This window comes from Bradyrhizobium sp. BR2003 (assembly GCF_009720285.1).
Classification (GTDB): domain Bacteria; phylum Pseudomonadota; class Alphaproteobacteria; order Rhizobiales; family Xanthobacteraceae; genus Bradyrhizobium; species Bradyrhizobium elkanii.
Window position 1 is genome coordinate 99386 of sequence record NZ_SMYJ01000011.1, and the last position, 16812, is coordinate 116197.

General features: G+C 64.6%; 14 protein-coding genes. 8 read left to right on the forward strand and 6 right to left on the reverse strand.

Annotated features, from left to right (window positions below):
• The first annotated feature begins 104 nt into the window (after positions 1-104).
• Entirely contained in the window at positions 105-1733 is a 1629-nt protein-coding gene (locus tag E2I15_RS06805) for a glycoside hydrolase family 17 protein (protein ID WP_137480765.1), read from the forward strand.
• Here the strand turns inward: E2I15_RS06805 and E2I15_RS06810 are convergent.
• Together E2I15_RS06810 and E2I15_RS06815 are read right to left on the reverse strand one after the other, a co-directional pair.
• Positions 1693-2073, reverse strand: coding sequence for a hypothetical protein (locus E2I15_RS06810; RefSeq protein WP_018271584.1), 381 nt, complete (start codon positions 2071-2073; stop codon positions 1693-1695). The two genes, E2I15_RS06805 and E2I15_RS06810, sit on opposite strands and share 41 nt — an antisense overlap.
• Before the next feature lie 94 nt (positions 2074-2167).
• The gene (locus tag E2I15_RS06815) at positions 2168-3505 is read right to left on the reverse strand and encodes a hypothetical protein (protein ID WP_137480763.1); all 1338 of its coding nucleotides are present in this window, start codon (positions 3503-3505) and stop codon (positions 2168-2170) included.
• Between the two features lie 183 nt (positions 3506-3688).
• Between E2I15_RS06815 and glmU the strand changes: the two genes are divergently transcribed.
• The gene (gene glmU, locus E2I15_RS06820; RefSeq protein ID WP_137480761.1) at positions 3689-5047 is read left to right on the forward strand and encodes a bifunctional UDP-N-acetylglucosamine diphosphorylase/glucosamine-1-phosphate N-acetyltransferase GlmU; all 1359 of its coding nucleotides are present in this window, start codon (positions 3689-3691) and stop codon (positions 5045-5047) included.
• 231 nt (positions 5048-5278) lie between these two features.
• Here the strand turns inward: glmU and E2I15_RS06825 are convergent, their stop codons facing one another.
• From E2I15_RS06825 to E2I15_RS06835, 3 genes are all read right to left on the reverse strand, one after another.
• Entirely contained in the window at positions 5279-6862 is a 1584-nt protein-coding gene (locus E2I15_RS06825) for a solute symporter family protein (RefSeq protein WP_137480759.1), read from the reverse strand.
• Between the two features lie 12 nt (positions 6863-6874).
• The gene (locus tag E2I15_RS06830) at positions 6875-7201 is read right to left on the reverse strand and encodes a DUF485 domain-containing protein (RefSeq protein ID WP_137480757.1); all 327 of its coding nucleotides are present in this window, start codon (positions 7199-7201) and stop codon (positions 6875-6877) included.
• A 77-nt stretch (positions 7202-7278) separates the two neighbouring features.
• A complete protein-coding gene (locus tag E2I15_RS06835; protein ID WP_137480754.1) occupies positions 7279-8229 on the reverse strand; it encodes a LysR family transcriptional regulator in 951 nt (316 codons plus the stop codon).
• A 175-nt stretch (positions 8230-8404) separates the two neighbouring features.
• Here E2I15_RS06835 and E2I15_RS06840 point away from each other — a divergent pair, with 175 nt between their 5' ends.
• Both E2I15_RS06840 and E2I15_RS06845 read left to right on the forward strand, forming a co-directional pair.
• Entirely contained in the window at positions 8405-9475 is a 1071-nt protein-coding gene (locus E2I15_RS06840) for a carbon-nitrogen hydrolase family protein (protein WP_137480752.1), read from the forward strand.
• Positions 9476-9650: 175 nt separating this feature from the next.
• Complete coding sequence (locus tag E2I15_RS06845) at positions 9651-10445, forward strand: adenylate/guanylate cyclase domain-containing protein (RefSeq protein ID WP_137480958.1); 795 nt, start codon at positions 9651-9653, stop codon at positions 10443-10445.
• Between the two features lie 174 nt (positions 10446-10619).
• On the opposite strand, the gene E2I15_RS06850 is transcribed toward E2I15_RS06845, so the two are convergent.
• The gene (locus E2I15_RS06850) at positions 10620-12587 is read right to left on the reverse strand and encodes an oleate hydratase (protein WP_137480750.1); all 1968 of its coding nucleotides are present in this window, start codon (positions 12585-12587) and stop codon (positions 10620-10622) included.
• Between the two features lie 396 nt (positions 12588-12983).
• Between E2I15_RS06850 and E2I15_RS06855 the strand changes: the two genes are divergently transcribed.
• The 4 genes from E2I15_RS06855 to E2I15_RS06870 all read left to right on the forward strand — a co-directional run bounded on the left by E2I15_RS06855 (position 12984) and on the right by E2I15_RS06870 (position 16800).
• Positions 12984-13259, forward strand: coding sequence for a hypothetical protein (locus E2I15_RS06855; RefSeq protein ID WP_137480748.1), 276 nt, complete (start codon positions 12984-12986; stop codon positions 13257-13259).
• On the forward strand, positions 13256-13906 hold the full coding sequence (locus E2I15_RS06860; protein WP_137480746.1) for a hypothetical protein: 651 nt from the start codon (positions 13256-13258) through the stop codon (positions 13904-13906). Before E2I15_RS06855 ends, E2I15_RS06860 begins: the two co-directional genes overlap by 4 nt.
• 175 nt (positions 13907-14081) lie before the next feature.
• Positions 14082-15908: a glutamine--fructose-6-phosphate transaminase (isomerizing) gene (gene glmS, locus E2I15_RS06865; RefSeq protein WP_137480744.1), complete on the forward strand. Its 1827-nt coding sequence runs from the start codon at positions 14082-14084 to the stop codon at positions 15906-15908.
• Positions 15909-16014: 106 nt separating this feature from the next.
• The gene (locus E2I15_RS06870; RefSeq protein WP_137480742.1) at positions 16015-16800 is read left to right on the forward strand and encodes a DUF502 domain-containing protein; all 786 of its coding nucleotides are present in this window, start codon (positions 16015-16017) and stop codon (positions 16798-16800) included.
• The last annotated feature ends 12 nt before the right edge of the window (positions 16801-16812 follow it).

A 16812-nucleotide genomic window follows, 5' to 3' on the forward strand; every position in this document is an offset into this window, starting at 1 on the left:
TTTATCGACCCAGCGCAAAACTGTCGCAGGACAACCATGGTATTGACCTAATCCCGCTCTTGGCAGATGGGCTGTGACCGGCTAATTCGACGGTCCCCCGGAGGATGGAACCGATTTCGCTTCGTACGCCGCTGGCGCTTCTCCTGATCTCGCTCGCCGTGATTGCATCCGTGTGGTGGTGGCTCGCCACGCCGATTACGCTCGTGCGTGCGCCGATCGATCCCGCAGCAAAGCTGCAATGCGTGTCCTACACGCCGTTCCGCGGCGCGCAGACGCCGCTGGATCCCACCACGCAGATTCCAGTCGAGCAGATCGAGCAGGATCTGACCGATCTCGCCAAGGTCACCGACTGCGTGCGCACCTATTCGATCGAGAACGGCCTCGACCAGGTCCCCGGCGTTGCGGCCAAGGTCGGGCTGAAGGTGATGCAGGGCATCTGGCTCAGCAGCAATCGCTTCAAGAACTTGCAGCAGATCGCGATCGCGGTCCGGCTCGCCAAGGAGTATCCCGGTGTCGTCACCTCGCTGATCGTCGGCAACGAGGTGCTGCTGCGCGGCGAGATGACCGCCACCGATCTTGCCGGCAACATCCGCGCGGTGAAGGCGGCGGCGGGCAATCTTCCCGTCACCTATGCCGACGTCTGGGAATACTGGGTGAAGAACCGCGAGATTTATGACGCGGTCGATTTCGTCACCATTCACATCCTGCCGTATTGGGAGGACATCCCGGTCAAGGCGAAGTACGCCGCGGCCCATGTCGACGATATCCGCAAGCGGATGGCGGTGACATTCCCGGGCAAGGAAATCCTGATCGGCGAGACCGGCTGGCCGAGCCAGGGGCGGATGCGGGAGGGCGCATTGCCGTCGCGCACCAACCAGGCGCGGGTGGTGTCCGAGATCCTCGACCTCGCCAAGCGCGAGGGTTTCCGCGTCAACCTGATCGAGGCCTACGACCAGCCCTGGAAGCGCAAGCTCGAGGGCACCGTCGGCGGCAATTGGGGCCTGTTCGATTCGATCAAGCGGCAGGTGAAGTATCCGCCCGGCGTTGCTATCACGAACTATCCGGACTGGAAGCTGCAGATGGCGGGCGGCATGGCGCTGTCCGTCGCCACCTTCCTCGCGGCCTGGCTGACGCTGCGCCGTCGGCCCTGGACGCCGCGGCCGTCGGCCTGGATCGCGGTCGCCATTTCGGCGACGACGGCGGGGGCGCTGCTCGGGATTGCCGGCGACAAGATGTATTACGAGAGCTACGGCGTCGGCGGCTGGCTGCATTGGGGCGTGCTGCTCGCGGCGGGCATTGCGGCGCCACTGCTGACGGCGCATGCGCTGATCGCCGGGCGGTCGCTGCCGACCTTCCTGGAGCTGGTCGGGCCGCGCGACTATCGCGGCAAGGGCGTGATCGGCGCGGTGCTGGCGATTGTGCTGATCATCACCACGGTGATTGCTGCCGAAACCGCGCTCGGCTTCACCTTCGATCCGCGCTACCGCGACTTTCCGTATGCCTCGCTGACCATGGCCGTGGTGCCGTTCGCGCTGCTGACCATGCTCAATCGCCCGAAGGAAGGCATCCGGCCGCTCGCGGAATCTGTGTTCGCCGGCCTGCTGGCGATCGCCGCCCTCTACACGATCTACAACGAGGGCACGATCAACTGGCAGTCGGACTGGACTTGCGCGATGTACCTCTTGCTTGCCGCTACGCTGTGGCGGGCGCGGGCCGCGCAAAGCCCAGGATGAACAGCCCGATCGCGAGCCCCGACAGCACGACGTTGTAGAGCACGATCCCGAGCCCCGCGGCGATCAAGCCGACAGTGAGCAGCACGATCGACGGCCGCGTCAGGTTCAACACTGCGATTACCAGCGCAGTGATTCCGAACACCGAGTTCTTGAACAGTACGGTCGACAGCGCGCGCGCCTTGCAGAGCATGGTCTGCGTGCCGGCGTCGCAGGCCAGCGCAACGGGCGAGAACTCGATTGCCAGATAGCGCACGTAGAGCGCGTAGCCGACGGTGACGAAGCCCACGACCATCAGGAACTGGACCTGATAGGGGGAGAGGCGGAACGGAGGTTTTGTCATCGCGGCACTATGGTCGGGATCCGGTTGCGGGACAAGCTCGGTCGGAGCATCGAAATCGGTTGAAAATCCGGCCGCAATCCCTTGGCTGACATGATTATTGGCTGTTCCGCCGGAACATCGAGGAGATCGTGGTCGGCTCCGGTTTCTTGTCCTCCGCGACCGGCGGCTGCGGCGGCGGCGGTGCGACGGCGCGTTTCGGCACGGCCCGCCGATGCGATGCCGCCGGCTTGGCTCCGGCGGGCGGCTCGTTGAGGGCCAGCCGCTGGCCGTCATAGATCGCCGTCTCGCAAATCCGCTGCACCAGGCTGAGGCCCGCGCAGATCCTGGCGGCGGTGCCGGCGTCATTCAGCGGTCCGGCCACCAGGCGCAACTGCATGCCGAGCCCGTTGCTGTTCTCCTTGATCACGATGATCGGCCGCAGCGCCGCCAGCGGCGCGTTGGCCTTCGACTTCAACAGGCCGCGCCACAGCGCGCGCAATCCGTTGACCGAATTGGCCGTGCCGAGATCGACGCCGAACTCGGTGCGGTGGATCTGTGCCTGCGGCGCATCGTCCTCGGCGTCCGGATCCGCTGTGATCACCAGCGGCGGCATCGGTGCGGCGGAGACATCGTTGGCGGTCGGCGGCTTGACCGTTTCGGCTGCCTTGTTCGCCGCAGGGTCGAGCGATGCGAGCACCGGCTTGTCGGCGGGCGGCTTGTCCGCGATCGGCGCCGGCGCAGCGGGTGCATCCTCGGCGCTGGCCGCCGCGGCGCTCATCGGACTGGCGATCGATGCGGCCGAGGCGGAATTTGGCGGCGAATTGTCGGAGGCTGGCGGCTTCTCCGCGGCGGCCTGCGGCTTGGCGGCCGCGGGCGCCGGTTTTTTGTCGGCCGTTACCGGCTTTTCGGCCGCTGCAACCGGCTTCTCGATCGGCCCAGTCGCCCTGCTGTCGCCGGCTACGGGCAGCTTGTCGATCGCCGCCGGCTTGTCCAATGCGACCGGCGGCGTCGTTGCGACGGCGGCAACGGTTGGCGCGGAGGTACCAGGCGCCGACGCCAAGGGCGATGGTGCCGGCGGTTGCTTGGCGATCGCGCCGGTCACGGAATCGAGACCCTGCTCCAGCGTGGTGACGCGCGAATACAGCCGGTCGCGGTCGCCGTTGAGCGTATCGATCGCGGACGCCAGCCGGCGCGTCTCGTTGTGGCTCTCCTTCGCCAGCGTCTGCAATTGCTGGGCCTGTCGCGCGAGGTCCGCTGCAGCGACCTGGTCGCGCCACAGCGTCAACGCCGACTGGTTGGCCATCACCGCGACGGTAACGGCGCCGACCGCGGCAACGCCCCACGACCCGAGTCGCCACAGCATGCGGCGATCCAGAGCATCCTCCTCGGCCAAAAAGCCGGTGGTGCTCTCGGTGTCGAATTCCGCCGCCAGATTGTCGCGATCTTTGGCCAAAGCCCGCTTGGCCCTCCTCAAGGCCCGCCGAATCACGAGGCAAAGATTAACAGGAAATGGACCGGGAACTTGAATCCGGAGCGCCACGGAGGCGAATCGGTTTCTTCTGCCGGGGAAAACAATTAAAGACGGCCTCGAAGAGAGCTTTGCGCAGCGAACTGCGCGCGACATCGAGGATTGCGAATGACTGCGCGAACGAGCCTGACAGTGGTGCTTGCGGCCGGTGAGGGCACGCGGATGCGCTCGTCGCTGCCGAAGGTGCTGCACCCCGTGGCCGGGCAGTCGCTGCTGGCGCATGTGCTCAACGCCGCGGCCACCGGCGAGGGATCGCAGCTGGCGGTCGTGATCGGCCCGGACCATGAGGCGGTCGCCGCCGAGGCACGCCGGGTGCGGCCCGACGCGCAGACCTTCGTGCAGCGCGAACGGCTCGGCACCGCGCATGCGGTGCTGGCGGCGCGTGAGGCGATCGCCCGCGGCGGCGACGACCTCTTGATCGCATTCGGCGACACGCCGCTGATCTCGGCCGAGACCTTTGCCCGTATGCGCGCGCCGCTGCGCGACGGCGCGGCGCTTGCGGTGCTCGGCTTCCATGCCGCCGACCCGGCCGGCTACGGCCGCCTGGTGGTCGAGAACGGCAAGCTGGTTGCGATCCGCGAGCAGGCCGATGCCAGCGCCGAAGAGCGCAAGATCACGCTGTGCAATGCCGGCGTGATGGCGTTCGACGGCAAGAAGGCGCTCGCGATCGTCGAGAAGATCGGCAACGCCAACGCCAAGGGCGAATATTATCTGACCGATGCCGTCGGCATTGTCAGGGAACTCGGACTGGAGGCCGTCGTGATCGAGACCAGCGAAGACGAAGTGCGCGGCATCAACACCAAGGCGCAGCTCGCCGAGGCGGAGGCCGTGATGCAGGCGCGGCTGCGCAAGCAGGCGCTCGAGGCCGGCGTGACCCTGATCGCGCCGGAGACCGTCTATCTCGCCGCCGACACCAAATTCGGCAAGGACGTCACGATCGAGCCATTCGTGGTGATCGGTCCCGGCGTGTCGATCGACGACGGTGCCGTCATCCATTCCTTCTCGCACATCACCCAGGCTACGCTCGGCAAGAAGGTGGAGCTCGGACCCTACGCGCGGCTGCGGCCCGGCACTTCGCTCGGCGACGGCGTGAAGATCGGCAATTTCGTCGAGACGAAGGGTTCGAGGCTGGAGGCCGGCGTCAAGGTCAACCATCTCTCCTATGTCGGCGATGCCCATGTCGGTGCCAATTCCAACCTCGGTGCCGGCACCATCACCTGCAACTATGACGGCTTCCTCAAGCACAAGACGCTGATCGGCGAGGGCGCCTTCATCGGCACCAATACCTCGCTGGTCGCGCCGGTCACGATCGGCAAGGGCGCCTATATCGGCTCGGGCTCGGTGATTACGAAGGATGTTCCCGACGATGCGATGGCGCTCGAGCGCAGCGAGCAGTCCATCCGCGAAGGCGGCGCCGCGCGCTACCGCACGGCGAAGCTGAAGGAGAAGGCCGCGAAGGGGAAGTGATCTTCTCTCGACATATTCGCGCGCCTGTCTCAACGATAAGGTGTCGTTTCGGCGAAAGCCGGGACCCATACTCCGCAGCGCAAGTTGGGGACAGCACTCGTCGTTCCAGCGTCGCGAAGCAATGACCATCGGTGGTTATGGGTCCCGGCTTTTCGCCGGGACGACACTGCGTCTGTTGCGCGATCTGTGAGTCACACATCCGCATCAAGTGACCGGGTCGGTTGACCCGGTTCATGCCGCATTCTTTGCCTGCGCCTGCTCGTTGGTGTTCGGCTGGATCGGTCCGAGCAGGATGCGCCGCTGCATCTCGTCAAAGGCGAGGTTTGCGTTCTTCTCGCGTGTGACCAGCGACAGCAGGATCGCGACCGCAAAGGATAGCGGCATGCTGATGATCGCGGGATTGCGCAGCGACACGAACCACCATTGATGCTCGACCGCGGCGAGCGGCTTGCCGAGAATGTCGACCTGGATGGTCGGGGACAGATAGATCAGCACCAGCGAGCTCAGCGTGCCGACGAGGATGCTCGCCACGGCAGCAGGCGTCGTGAAGTGGCGCCAGGTGATGGCGAGCACGAGCGACGGGAAGTTGGCGGCGCAGGCGATCGAGAACGCAAGTCCCGCCATGAAGGCGACATTCTGGCCCTCGAACGCGATGCCCAGGCCGATGGCGAGGATGGAAATCAGAACAGTCGCGACCCGCGCGACCTTGAGCTGCTCGGTCTCGGAAGCGGTGCCGTTCCGGATCACATTGGTCCAGACGTCGTGACAGAGCGTGGCGACGCCTGACAGCGTCAGCCCCGCGACGACGGCGAGCATGGTCGCGAACGCGACCGCACAGATGAAGCCGAAGAACGCGTTGCCGCCGACGACGAGTGCGAGCAGGGGCGCTGCCATGTTGCCGCCGCCTCCGGCCTTGGCCACCGCCTCGGGGCCGACCAGCACCATGGCGCCGAAGCCGATGATGAAGACCATGAGATGAAACACGCCGATCAGGCCAGTGGCATAGAGGATCGACAGCCGTGCGGCTTTGGAATCCTTCACCGTATAGGCCCGCATCAGCACATGCGGCATCGCAGCGGTTCCGAACATCAGGCCGAGCCCGAGCGAGATGGCATCCCATTGACCCGAGACCACCTTCGATCCCGGCTGCAGCACCTTGGTGCCGTATTTCTCGGACGCCGCGGCGAACAGCTTCAGCGGGTTCATGTCGAAATGGGTCAACACGAGGAAGGCGAGCAGGATGCCGCCGCCCATCAGCAGCACAGCCTTGACCACCTGCACCCAGGTCGTCGCCAACATGCCGCCGAACAGCACATAGACCAGCATCACGCTGCCGACGACGATGACCGACCAGGTGTAGGGCAGGCCGAACAGCAGCTTGATCAGCGATCCTGTCGCGACCATCTGGGCGATCAGGTAGAACAGGATCACGGCAAGTGTACCGATGGCGCCGGCGAGGCGCACCGGGCGCTGGCGCAGACGATAGGCCACGACGTCGGCGAAGGTGAAGCGGCCGACATTGCGCAATGGTTCGACGATCAGGAACAGAATGATCGGCCAGCCGACCAGCCATCCGATCGAATAGATCATGCCGTCGAAGCCGTTCGAGGTGACGATGCCGGCAATTCCGAGCAGGGCCGCCGCGCTCAGGAAGTCTCCCGCGAGCGCCCAACCGTTCTGCCACGGCGTGACCTGGCCGCCGGCGGCAAAGAAGTGCTCGGTGGTGCGCGTGCGCCGCGCAGCCCAATAGGTGATCGCCAGCGTCAACGCCATGAAGGCGAAGAAGAACCCGATCGAAAGCGTGCTGCTGCCCATTTGCCTGTCCCCTTAGCGAAGCTCGCGAACGCCTGCGTCGAACACCCGGTTCGCCCACAGCACGTAGACCAGGCAGAGCACGAAGGAGGAAATGATGACGAGCGGGCCGAGCACGATGCAAAGCGACAGGCCGGGCATCAGGATGGTGCCGAGCAGCGGCTTGTCGAACGCGAAAAGCCCCATGAAGCCGAAATAGATCGCGATCATCGCGACGCTCAAAACGAGCGCGACTGTCAGCCGCTTCCTGGCCAGTTTCTCGGCCGGTTTCTTGGCCGGTTTCTTGGCCATTGCGCCGCCGCTCGGTGCCCGATCGGCATTGCCGGGAATAACCACGTTCATATCGGCCCCCTCAAAACTTCAGCGCGCTCTGCTTGCGCCAATCGGACGAGCTTCAGCCGGGGTCTGACGGAAGGGAATTATGGATTTTTGCAATCTGCTGTGCGCGGCTGCGGCACGGCATCGGCCAGCGTGACCTGCATGTCGGGGTCCTGCTTCAGGGTGTTTTTCAGGAAGGCGCGAACGGCGCGGATGCGCGGGGCGAATTGCAGGTCGCTATGGACGTTGAGCCAGACCTCGCGAACGGTGCCGGCGAGAGCGGGCAGCACGGGTATCAGGTCGGGCCGGTCCCGTGTGGCAAAGCTCGGCAGCATCACGATGCCGAGGCCGCCCGCCGCGGCGTTCATCTGCGCGATCATGCTGTTGGAGTGGAAGGCGATTTTCGGCTCTTCGATGACGTCGGCGAGCCAGCGCACCGAATCGACCTGGATCAGGTCCTCGATATAGGACACGAACCAATGATCCTGCAGGTCGCGCAGACTTGCGGGCATCCCGTGGTTGTCGAGATAGTCCTGGCTCGCGAATAGCCCGAGCCGAAACTTGCCGATGCGCTCCGAGATCAGGCCCGGACCGGGTGGCCGGAAGAAGGACACGAACAGATCGGCCTCGCGCTTATGGACGTAGACCGTCTGGGCGGACGTGACGAGTTCGACGGTGAGCTGTGGCGCGGTGCGACGCAGCTTGGCAAAGCGTTGCGCCAAATAGAGCGAGGCGATCCCCTCCATGGTGGCGAGCCGCACGGTCCCGACGAGCTCCTGGGTGTCGCTGGCGCTGGCCTCCTCGCGGATGGCGATCACCGCGCTCTCGACCCGCTCGGCGTGACGCAACAGCCGCTCGCCGACTTCGTTGAGCTTGAGCCCGGTGCGGTGGCGTTCGAACACCGCCACCCCGAGGGAAGCTTCCATCTGGGCGATGCGCCGGCTGACGGTGGAATGGTCGAGCCGCAGCCGTTTCGCGGTCTGGCTGAGATTGCCGGCGCGGGCGGCACAGAGAAACACCCGCAGATCGTCCCAGTTGATCGTGTCGAACATGACCTGCCTCCAGGTTGCGGCCGTTGAGATTGCGGCCCTTGTCAGCAAAGCAATTCCCGTTCCAGCGCGTGGCGGCTCCGATCCTTCGCAACCGACCTTGCGACAATTCCCATGCACGCCGGCAAGGCAGGGATGATACCGCTTCGCTCCCCTAGTCCTAGCCGGGATTTTCGACATGCTCGCTCGTTTCAAGGCTGCTGCCGTCCACGCCGCGCCCGTCTTCCTCGACGGCTGGGCGACCACCGAGAAGGCGATCGCCATCATTCGCGAGGCGGCCAGGGCCGGCGCCGAGCTGATCGCGTTTCCCGAGACCTATATTCCCGCGTTTCCGGTCTGGGCCGCGCTGTGGCCTCCGATCGACAACCACGATCTGTTCGTGCGCATGGCCGAGCAATCCGTGCTGGCGGACGGACCGGAAGTGGCGCGGCTTTGCGCCGAGGCGCGCGCCCTCAGCGTCACGGTCTCGATCGGCATCAGCGAGCGATCGGCCGTCAGCGTCGGGGGGCTGTGGAACTCGAACCTGCTGATCGGCGAGACCGGAGAAATTCTGATCCATCACCGCAAGCTGGTTCCGACCTTCTATGAGAAGCTGGTGTGGTCGTCAGGGGATGGTGCCGGCCTTAAGGTCGCGGAGACGCGGCAGGGCCGGATCGGTGGGTTGATTTGCGGCGAGAATACCAATCCATTAGCCCGCTTCGCGCTGATGGCGCAGGGCGAGCAGGTGCACATTTCGAGCTGGCCGCCGATGTGGCCCACGCGGCGCCCGGCAGGCGGCGGCAATTTCGATAACGTGGCGGCCAACCGCATCCGGGCCAGCGCCCACTGCTTCGAAGCCAAGGTATTCGGGATCGTCACCGCCGGCTACATGGACCAGGCGATGCGTGCCTTCCTCATCGAACGCGACAGAACGATCGCCGACGTGATCGACCAGACACCACGTGCGGCGAGCTTCTTCGTCGATCCGACGGGCAGCGTCTTCGGCGATGGATTGCAGGACGAGGAGGGGATCGCCTACGCGGAGATCGATCTCAATCGCTGCGTCGAGCCGAAACAGTTTCACGACGTGGTCGGCTACTACAACCGCTTCGACATCTTTGGCGTGACGGTCGACCGCAGCCGGTTGACCCCCGCGCGATTCCGCGATGCAGATCAGCCGATAGCGCAAGTGCAGGACGCGGCAATTCTGGCTGTCGATGCCGATGCCGACGCCGGTTCGAACGGTCAGGGCCGCGACTATCGGAGCTGACGAAGAGCTGGTGCTGCCTCATACAATCCTTCGTCCGCTTGCGGGACCCGATGCGGACATCGCAGTCCGGCGTTCTGGATGGTTCGCAAACCTGCACCGTTGCCAACGCGGGAATGTATGGCTACGCTTTACCCTGGGTAGGCTGCCAAACGCTTCTTCGATCGGCCGGACGCTCATGCCAAAATTCCTTCGCATCGGAGTCCATCAGTCGAACGTTTCCGGATACACGTCGAAGGCATGGTGCATTCGACGGGCCGGCTCGACGGTTTTCCTGAAGTGGGGCGCCGTGCAGGTTGATGGCGCGGGCGACGGGCGAAAGGTCTACTGGACGTTTCCACCGCAGGCAAAAACCATTCGCTGCCGCACGGTGCAGCGCGCCCAGGACTACACCAAGGCGGCCATCGCGCGGCGACGCAGCCATCGCTATGAACCGCTGGCTGGAAATATCGCGAACCGGCGCCGAACCGCGGATCGGGACTCGCAGCTCAAGCAGGCGCTCGCCACTATCCTCTACGTCGATATCGTCCGATCCACCGAAAAGGCCGCGCGGCTCGGCGACACGCGCTGGGCGACGGTGATGAATCACTACTATGTCGCTGTGCGCCGGGAGCTGAAGGCCTTGCGGGGGAAGGAAGTCGTGACGACGGGGGACGGGGTGCTGGCGACGTTCCGCGCGCCGGCAGCCGGGATCCGTTGCGCGACCGCAATACGCGAGTCCGTGCGAACGCTGGGGCTGGAGATCAGGGTCGGACTGCACGCGGGCGAATACCAGGTGAGTGGCGCGGAGGTGATCGGTCTTGCGTTTCACATCGGCGCGCGCGTCGCCGCGAAAGCGCGGGCCGGCGAAGTGCTGGTCTCGAGCGCCGTCAAGGACCTGATGTCAAAGTCCGAAATCCGCTTCAAGGACCGCGGCGCGCACCAGCTGAAGGGCGTGCCGGAGCGATGGCGGCTCTACCGGGTTGAGCATTAGGGCGTCCGGCAAGGATCGACGTCGGCGTTGCGATCAACGCCGACGCGACACGCTTATGGCTCGACGCGTTACAGCGCGATGAGATCTGGTTGAGCCGTCGTCGCCGTTCGGACCATCGTCAAAGCATGATCTTTTCGGAAATCCGCATCGCACTTTCCCGGATCGCACCCTAGCCTAGCCCTTGCGGGTCGAGATGTTCTCTCGAATCCGTTCAAGCCAGCCGATGATGGCACCGAGCGCCTGATCGCCCTTGCCGAGAAGTCCCGCCAGCTCGCGCTCGGCACTGCCGCGCCGCGTGGAGTCGGGCTCGGGCAGTGGCGGGAGAATGTGGGCGTAGTAGGTCTTGTCGAGCAGCCGGTGCAGCAGGCGTTCGCCCGGGAACGGTTCGTTGTTGTTCAAGGCACGGGCGCCCTTCAGGATGGTCCGGATATCATATTGCGTGGGGCTGATGTCCGGCACCTGCTTGGCGAGTTTGAGCAGCGTGTACACCGCGACCCGCGCGGTGCGGACCGAGCTGTCCATCGTGAAGATGATGTCATTCGATGTTTCCACGAACTGGCCCATCAGGCCCAGATTGGTGCAGCCCGCGGGGACGGGATGCGGCCGGTCGCCCGCCGCGCGGGGCATGAACATCGCGGTGATGTAGGGCATCAAGGCGAGGCGGGCCTTGGTGTTCGCCACTACCGCATCCAGCTTGTCCTCGATGCCGAGGTGGTAGCAGAGCTCCGCCAGAATCTCGCGGCCGGTGCAGGCCGGCATCGGCTTCTTGATGTAGTTGCCCTCCTTGTCCATCAGCAATGCATAGACCCAGACCACCAGGACGTCCTTCGGCTGGGTCGGAAAGTGCGGCTGCCGGTTGCAGGTGAAGCTGAGCACCCAATTGGAGTCGGTGAAGGTGATGATCCCGCCGGTGACCGTCTTGCCGGAATAGGGATCGTTGACCGAAAGCTCCTTCAGCCGGTCGACGAAGGGTGACGGCTTGCAGGTGAGCGTGACCGACTCCCACATCGACTTGTCGACATTGCCGTAGAACTTCTCGGGCTTGCCGAAGATCGGCGATTTCTTCGCCAGATTCGTCCACAGCGTCCAGTCGCTGGCTTGACCCGGATCATGCTTGCCGCGCTGAAGAACCGGAGCGTGGTCCATGTCGCCATAAGCGGTGCCCTCGGTCATCGATCCCGTGAGCGCGAAGACCAGATCTTTCCGACCGACCGGAATGGTGGTGTCGGCGCCGCCCACCTTGGCGTGGATCGCGGTGACCGTGCGGGCATCGCCGTCGACCTTGATGTCGAGATCGTGGACGCGGGTATCGAACTGCACCTTGACGCCACGCTCGCGCAGATGCGTCACCAGCGGACGGACGAAGCTGTCGAACTGGTTGTATTTCGGAAATACCAGCGCCGACATGTCGGTCAGCCCGTCGATCGCATCGAGGAAGCGATGCATATAGAGCTTCATTTCGAGCAGGCTCTGCCAGTTCTCGAAGGCGAACATCGAGCGCCAGAGGAACCAGAAGTTGGTATCGAGGAAGCCCGGGCTGAAGTACTGCTCGATGGTGATGTCGTCGAGATCTTCCTTGCGCTTCAGCAGCAGGCGGATCAATTCCCATTGCTGCGGCTTCGACAGGCCGAGCGTCGAGAAGTCGCGGATCTGGCCGCGCTTGTGCATCAGCCGCGCCTTGGAGAAGTTCGGATCGTTGTCGTTGACGAGCCGGTATTCGTCGAGAACGCTGTAACCCTCGGGCAATTCCAGCGCCTGGACGTCCTGGAACATGTCCCAGAGATTGTCGTAGTTCCAGTTCATCTCGCGACCGCCGCGAATGATGTAGCCGTTCTCGGGATCACCGGCGCCGTCGAGCGAGCCGCCCTCGATGTGCATGGTGTCGAGAATGGTGATGTCGTCGCCCTTCATGCCGCCGTCGCGGATCATGTAGAAGGCCGCGGCCAGTCCCGCGATGCCGCTGCCGATGATCCAGGCCTTACTGGCTTCGACCGGCTGATTCGATACGGGACGGTTGCGCATGTAGGCGCCCATCATGTCCGGCGGCGGCAGCGTGTTGTGGCTTCCGTTGTGCCAGTAGCGCCTGGACGCGTCGGTTTCGACCTCGAAGGTGGGCGTGCCGGAAGCTGCAACATCAGTCATTGGCGACCTTTCTGCGTGATTGGCTTTCGCGATCTCCGTGGGGCCGATGTTGGCAGTTCGCCATGTCATTTTCTGGCCCGGGCCCGGTTGCGGCGAAGATGTCGCGGCGCGACCGGCGATGCTTCGTTAAGGGAGGGTGTCGCGGAGCCGGCAAATTTTCAGTGATTTGGGGAGGTCGACCGGATCGCCGCGCGCCGGTCCGGGATCGTAGATGCGTCTCTACCGCGCGCCGAGGATGCGCTGCCATAGCGTGCCGCCAATCACCTTCCGGGAGCGCCGACTACCTCCAGCGTCGGCTGGCCTCGCCGAAAGGTGTTAATGACGTATTGATGCGGCTAACGGCGTTTGCCGTCTGCGGTTTCATCGCTCTTAGGAGGCGACGAGGCAAAACACGTCATGCGCAAACTTGCTGCGACCGTTTTGATTGGAGCCTTTTGCAGCCTGGTGACGTACTTCAGCGCGGCACGACTCTACGAATGGGCCGAGACCGGACAGCTGGCGGTGCTATCCCGGAAGACACACGACCAACCTGAGTTCGTTTCCTGGGGCGACGATCGGCTCAGCTTCGTGCTGCTATTCGCGCTCTATCTGTTTTTCCTCAAGAACGGACTGCACGGCATGCTGGTTACCTGCCGCGACGTCTGGCTGCGTGGCCGGGGATGGGAACCGTGAGCGCGCGGCTGATCGCTGGATTGATCAAGCTGCTGCTCGGAGGTCTTCTCACGGCCGGTCCGTCGCTCGCGCCGGTCGCGCGCGGCGACGAAACATCGAGCATCAATGCAAGACGCGAGGCGCTTCGCGAATGGAGCAGCCTTGCCAATGGACGTACGGACTTTGAAATTTCCGATCCGGCTTTGGTGCCAAGGATGCTTGCGCTTGCGGCCGAGCAATCCGGCTGCAAATACAGGGATGACATCGAAAAGTTGCCGGTTCGCTTCATGAAAGTGGCCGGACATCGTCTCGCGCTGATGTTCTGTCGCCTTTCCGTGACCGGATCGCATCGCGCGTTCGATCTTTCCGATGTCAGCAGACCAAAGCCAATGGAATTTCCGTACGTCGCGCTGGACGGCTTCGGTACGACGGACACTCCGGGTTTCATCACATGGAGGGAGGAGGCCGGCTTGTTTCAGGCCGAAACCGGATCGGACCTGTGTCCCAGCCCACACCTGCGGCACGTCTATCGGCTGGACGCGACCAGTCGCGAAAGCTTTGTCGTGGTTCGCGTCGAGGTCAGCGCGCCTGTGTGCGGCGCGGGTCAAGAATGGATCACGATTTGGGAGGCGAAACCGTGGCCAGCAGCGCCGGCGGACCCCCGCTGACGCGCTCTTGCCAAAATGGTTAGCCCCGATTAACCAGCCTTTCGCATCAACCTTGCCGTTTAAGACTGTCGCAATCGGCAATAATTATTGAGTATCTTGCGGCCGGCGATTCCCGTTAAGGGACCGTGTCGCCGCTTTGGCAAATTTTCGGCGATTTTTGGGGACATTGAACCGCATGTGCGGCATCGTCGGCATTCTTGGACGCGCTCCGGTCGCGGAGCAGTTGGTGGATTCGCTCAAGCGGCTGGAATATCGCGGCTATGATTCCGCCGGTGTTGCCACGCTGGAGAATGGCGGCTTGGCGCGGCGCCGCGCCGAGGGCAAGCTGAAGAACCTCGAAGCCCGGCTCGAGGCCAAACCGCTCGGCGGCCACACCGGTATCGGCCACACCCGCTGGGCCACCCACGGGCGGCCGACCGAGAACAACGCACATCCCCATGCCACCGAGCGCGTCGCCGTGGTGCATAACGGCATCATCGAGAATTTCCGCGAGCTGCGCGAGGAGCTCGAGGCCAAGGGCGCGGCGTTCTCGACCGAGACCGACACCGAGGTCGTGGTGCATCTGGTCGACAACCTGCTGAAGGGCGGCGTCAAGCCGATCGAGGCGGTGAGGGCAGTGCTGTCGCAGCTGCGCGGCGCGTTCGCGCTCGGCTTCATCTTCGCGGGCGAGGACGATCTGATGATCGGCGCGCGCAACGGCCCGCCGCTCGCGGTCGGCCATGGCGAGGGCGAGATGTATCTCGGGTCCGACGCGATCGCGCTCGGGCCGTTCACCGACACGATCAGCTATCTCGAGGACGGCGACTGGGTGGTGCTGAACCGCAAGGGCGCCACCATCTTCGACAAGGACAACGCCATCATCCACCGCGAGGCGATCAAGCACACCACGGCGACGGCGCTGGTCGACAAGGCGAACTACCGTCACTTCATGGCGAAGGAGATCCACGAGCAGCCGGAAGTGGTCGGGCACACGCTGGCGCGCTATGTCGACATGGCGACCGAGCGCGTCACCATGCCGGTGCAACTGCCGTTCGATTTCAAGGATATCCAGCGCGTCTCGATCACGGCCTGTGGCACCGCGAGCTATGCCGGCTTCGTCGCGAAATACTGGCTGGAGCGGCTGGCGCGGCTGCCGGTCGAGCTCGATGTCGCCTCCGAATTCCGCTACCGCGAGGCTCCCTTGCGCAAGGGCGACCTTGCGATCTTCATCTCGCAGTCGGGCGAGACCGCCGACACGCTGGCGGCGCTGCGCTACGCCAAGGCGCAGCGCGCGCACACGCTCTCGGTCGTCAACGTACCGACCTCGACGATCGCGCGCGAGAGCGAGACCGTGCTGCAAACGCTCGCAGGCCCCGAGATCGGCGTCGCCTCGACCAAGGCGTTCACCTGCCAGCTGATGGTGCTGGCCTCGCTCGCGGTCGCCGCCGGCAAGGCGCGCGGCGAGCTGTCCGATGCCGACGAGGCCAAGCTGGTGCATGGCCTGGTCGAGATCCCGCGCCTGATGTCGGAGGCGCTCACCACCGAAGTGCAGATCGAGAAGCTGGCGCGCGAGATCTCGAAGTCGCGCGACGTGCTCTATCTCGGCCGCGGCACCAGCTATCCGCTGGCGCTGGAGGGCGCGCTGAAGCTGAAGGAAATCTCCTACATCCACGCCGAGGGCTATGCCGCCGGCGAGCTCAAGCACGGGCCGATCGCGCTGATCGACGAGCACATGCCTGTCGTGGTGATCGCGCCCTACGACAAGGTGTTCGAGAAGACGGTCTCCAATATGCAGGAGGTCGCCGCCCGCGGCGGCAAGATCATCCTGATGACCGACGCCAAGGGCGCGGCGGAGGCGACCATCCAGTCGCTGGTGACGATCGTGATGCCGGACATGGGGGCGACCTTCGCGCCGATGGTCTACGCCGTTCCGGTGCAGCTGCTCGCCTATCATACCGCTGTCGTGATGGGCACCGATGTCGACCAGCCCCGGAATCTGGCCAAATCAGTCACGGTCGAATAGTCGCAAGCCGCGGCTTCACGCGGCCCTTCAAAAAGCTGCTAGAATGGCTTAGCTGGGTGCTGGACTACGGCCGCTCCGACGCCGCTTCGACGACCTTGGAACCGCAATGACCTCCAACCAAGTGCCTCCCGCCTCGACCGGTGAATTGCCCCCGGATGCCCCGCGCGGGCTGATGGCGCGGTTTCGCAACTATTTCCTGACCGGCCTCGTGGTGGCCGGGCCGGTTGCGATCACCCTGTATCTGACCTGGTGGTTCGTGAACTGGGTCGACAATCTGGTCCGGCCGTTCGTGCCCACGGCCTACCGGCCGGAAACCTATCTGCCGTTCGGCCTGCCAGGTTCCGGCCTGATTGTCGCGGTCATCGCGCTGACGCTGCTCGGCTTCCTCACCGCCAATCTGATCGGGCGAACCCTGGTCGATCTCGGCGAACGGCTGCTTGGCCGCATCCCTGCGGTGCGCGCGATCTATCGCGGCCTGAAGCAGGTGTTCGAGACGCTGTTCTCCGGCAACGGCTCGAGCTTCCGCCGCGTCGGCCTGGTCGAGTTTCCCTCGCCCGGCATGTGGTCGATCGTGCTGATCTCGCAGGCGCCGAGCGCCGAGCTCGCGGCCAGCCTGCCCGGAGCGGAAGAGCATATCTCGGTGTTCCTGCCTTGCGCGCCGAACCCGACCACCGGCTTCTTCTTCTATGTGCCGAAGAGCAAGATCATCGAGATCGAGATGAGCACCGAGGATGCCGCGACGCTGATCATGTCGGCCGGCGTGGTGCAGCCCGGCGGCACCGCCGATCAGAAGCGCGCCGCGGCGCTTGCCGGCATGGCGAATGCAGCGCGCATCGCCAACCAGGCCTCGCTGCAGCCGGTCACACAGCCCGCGCCGGCGAAGGTGGAGTAGGCAAGCGCCACT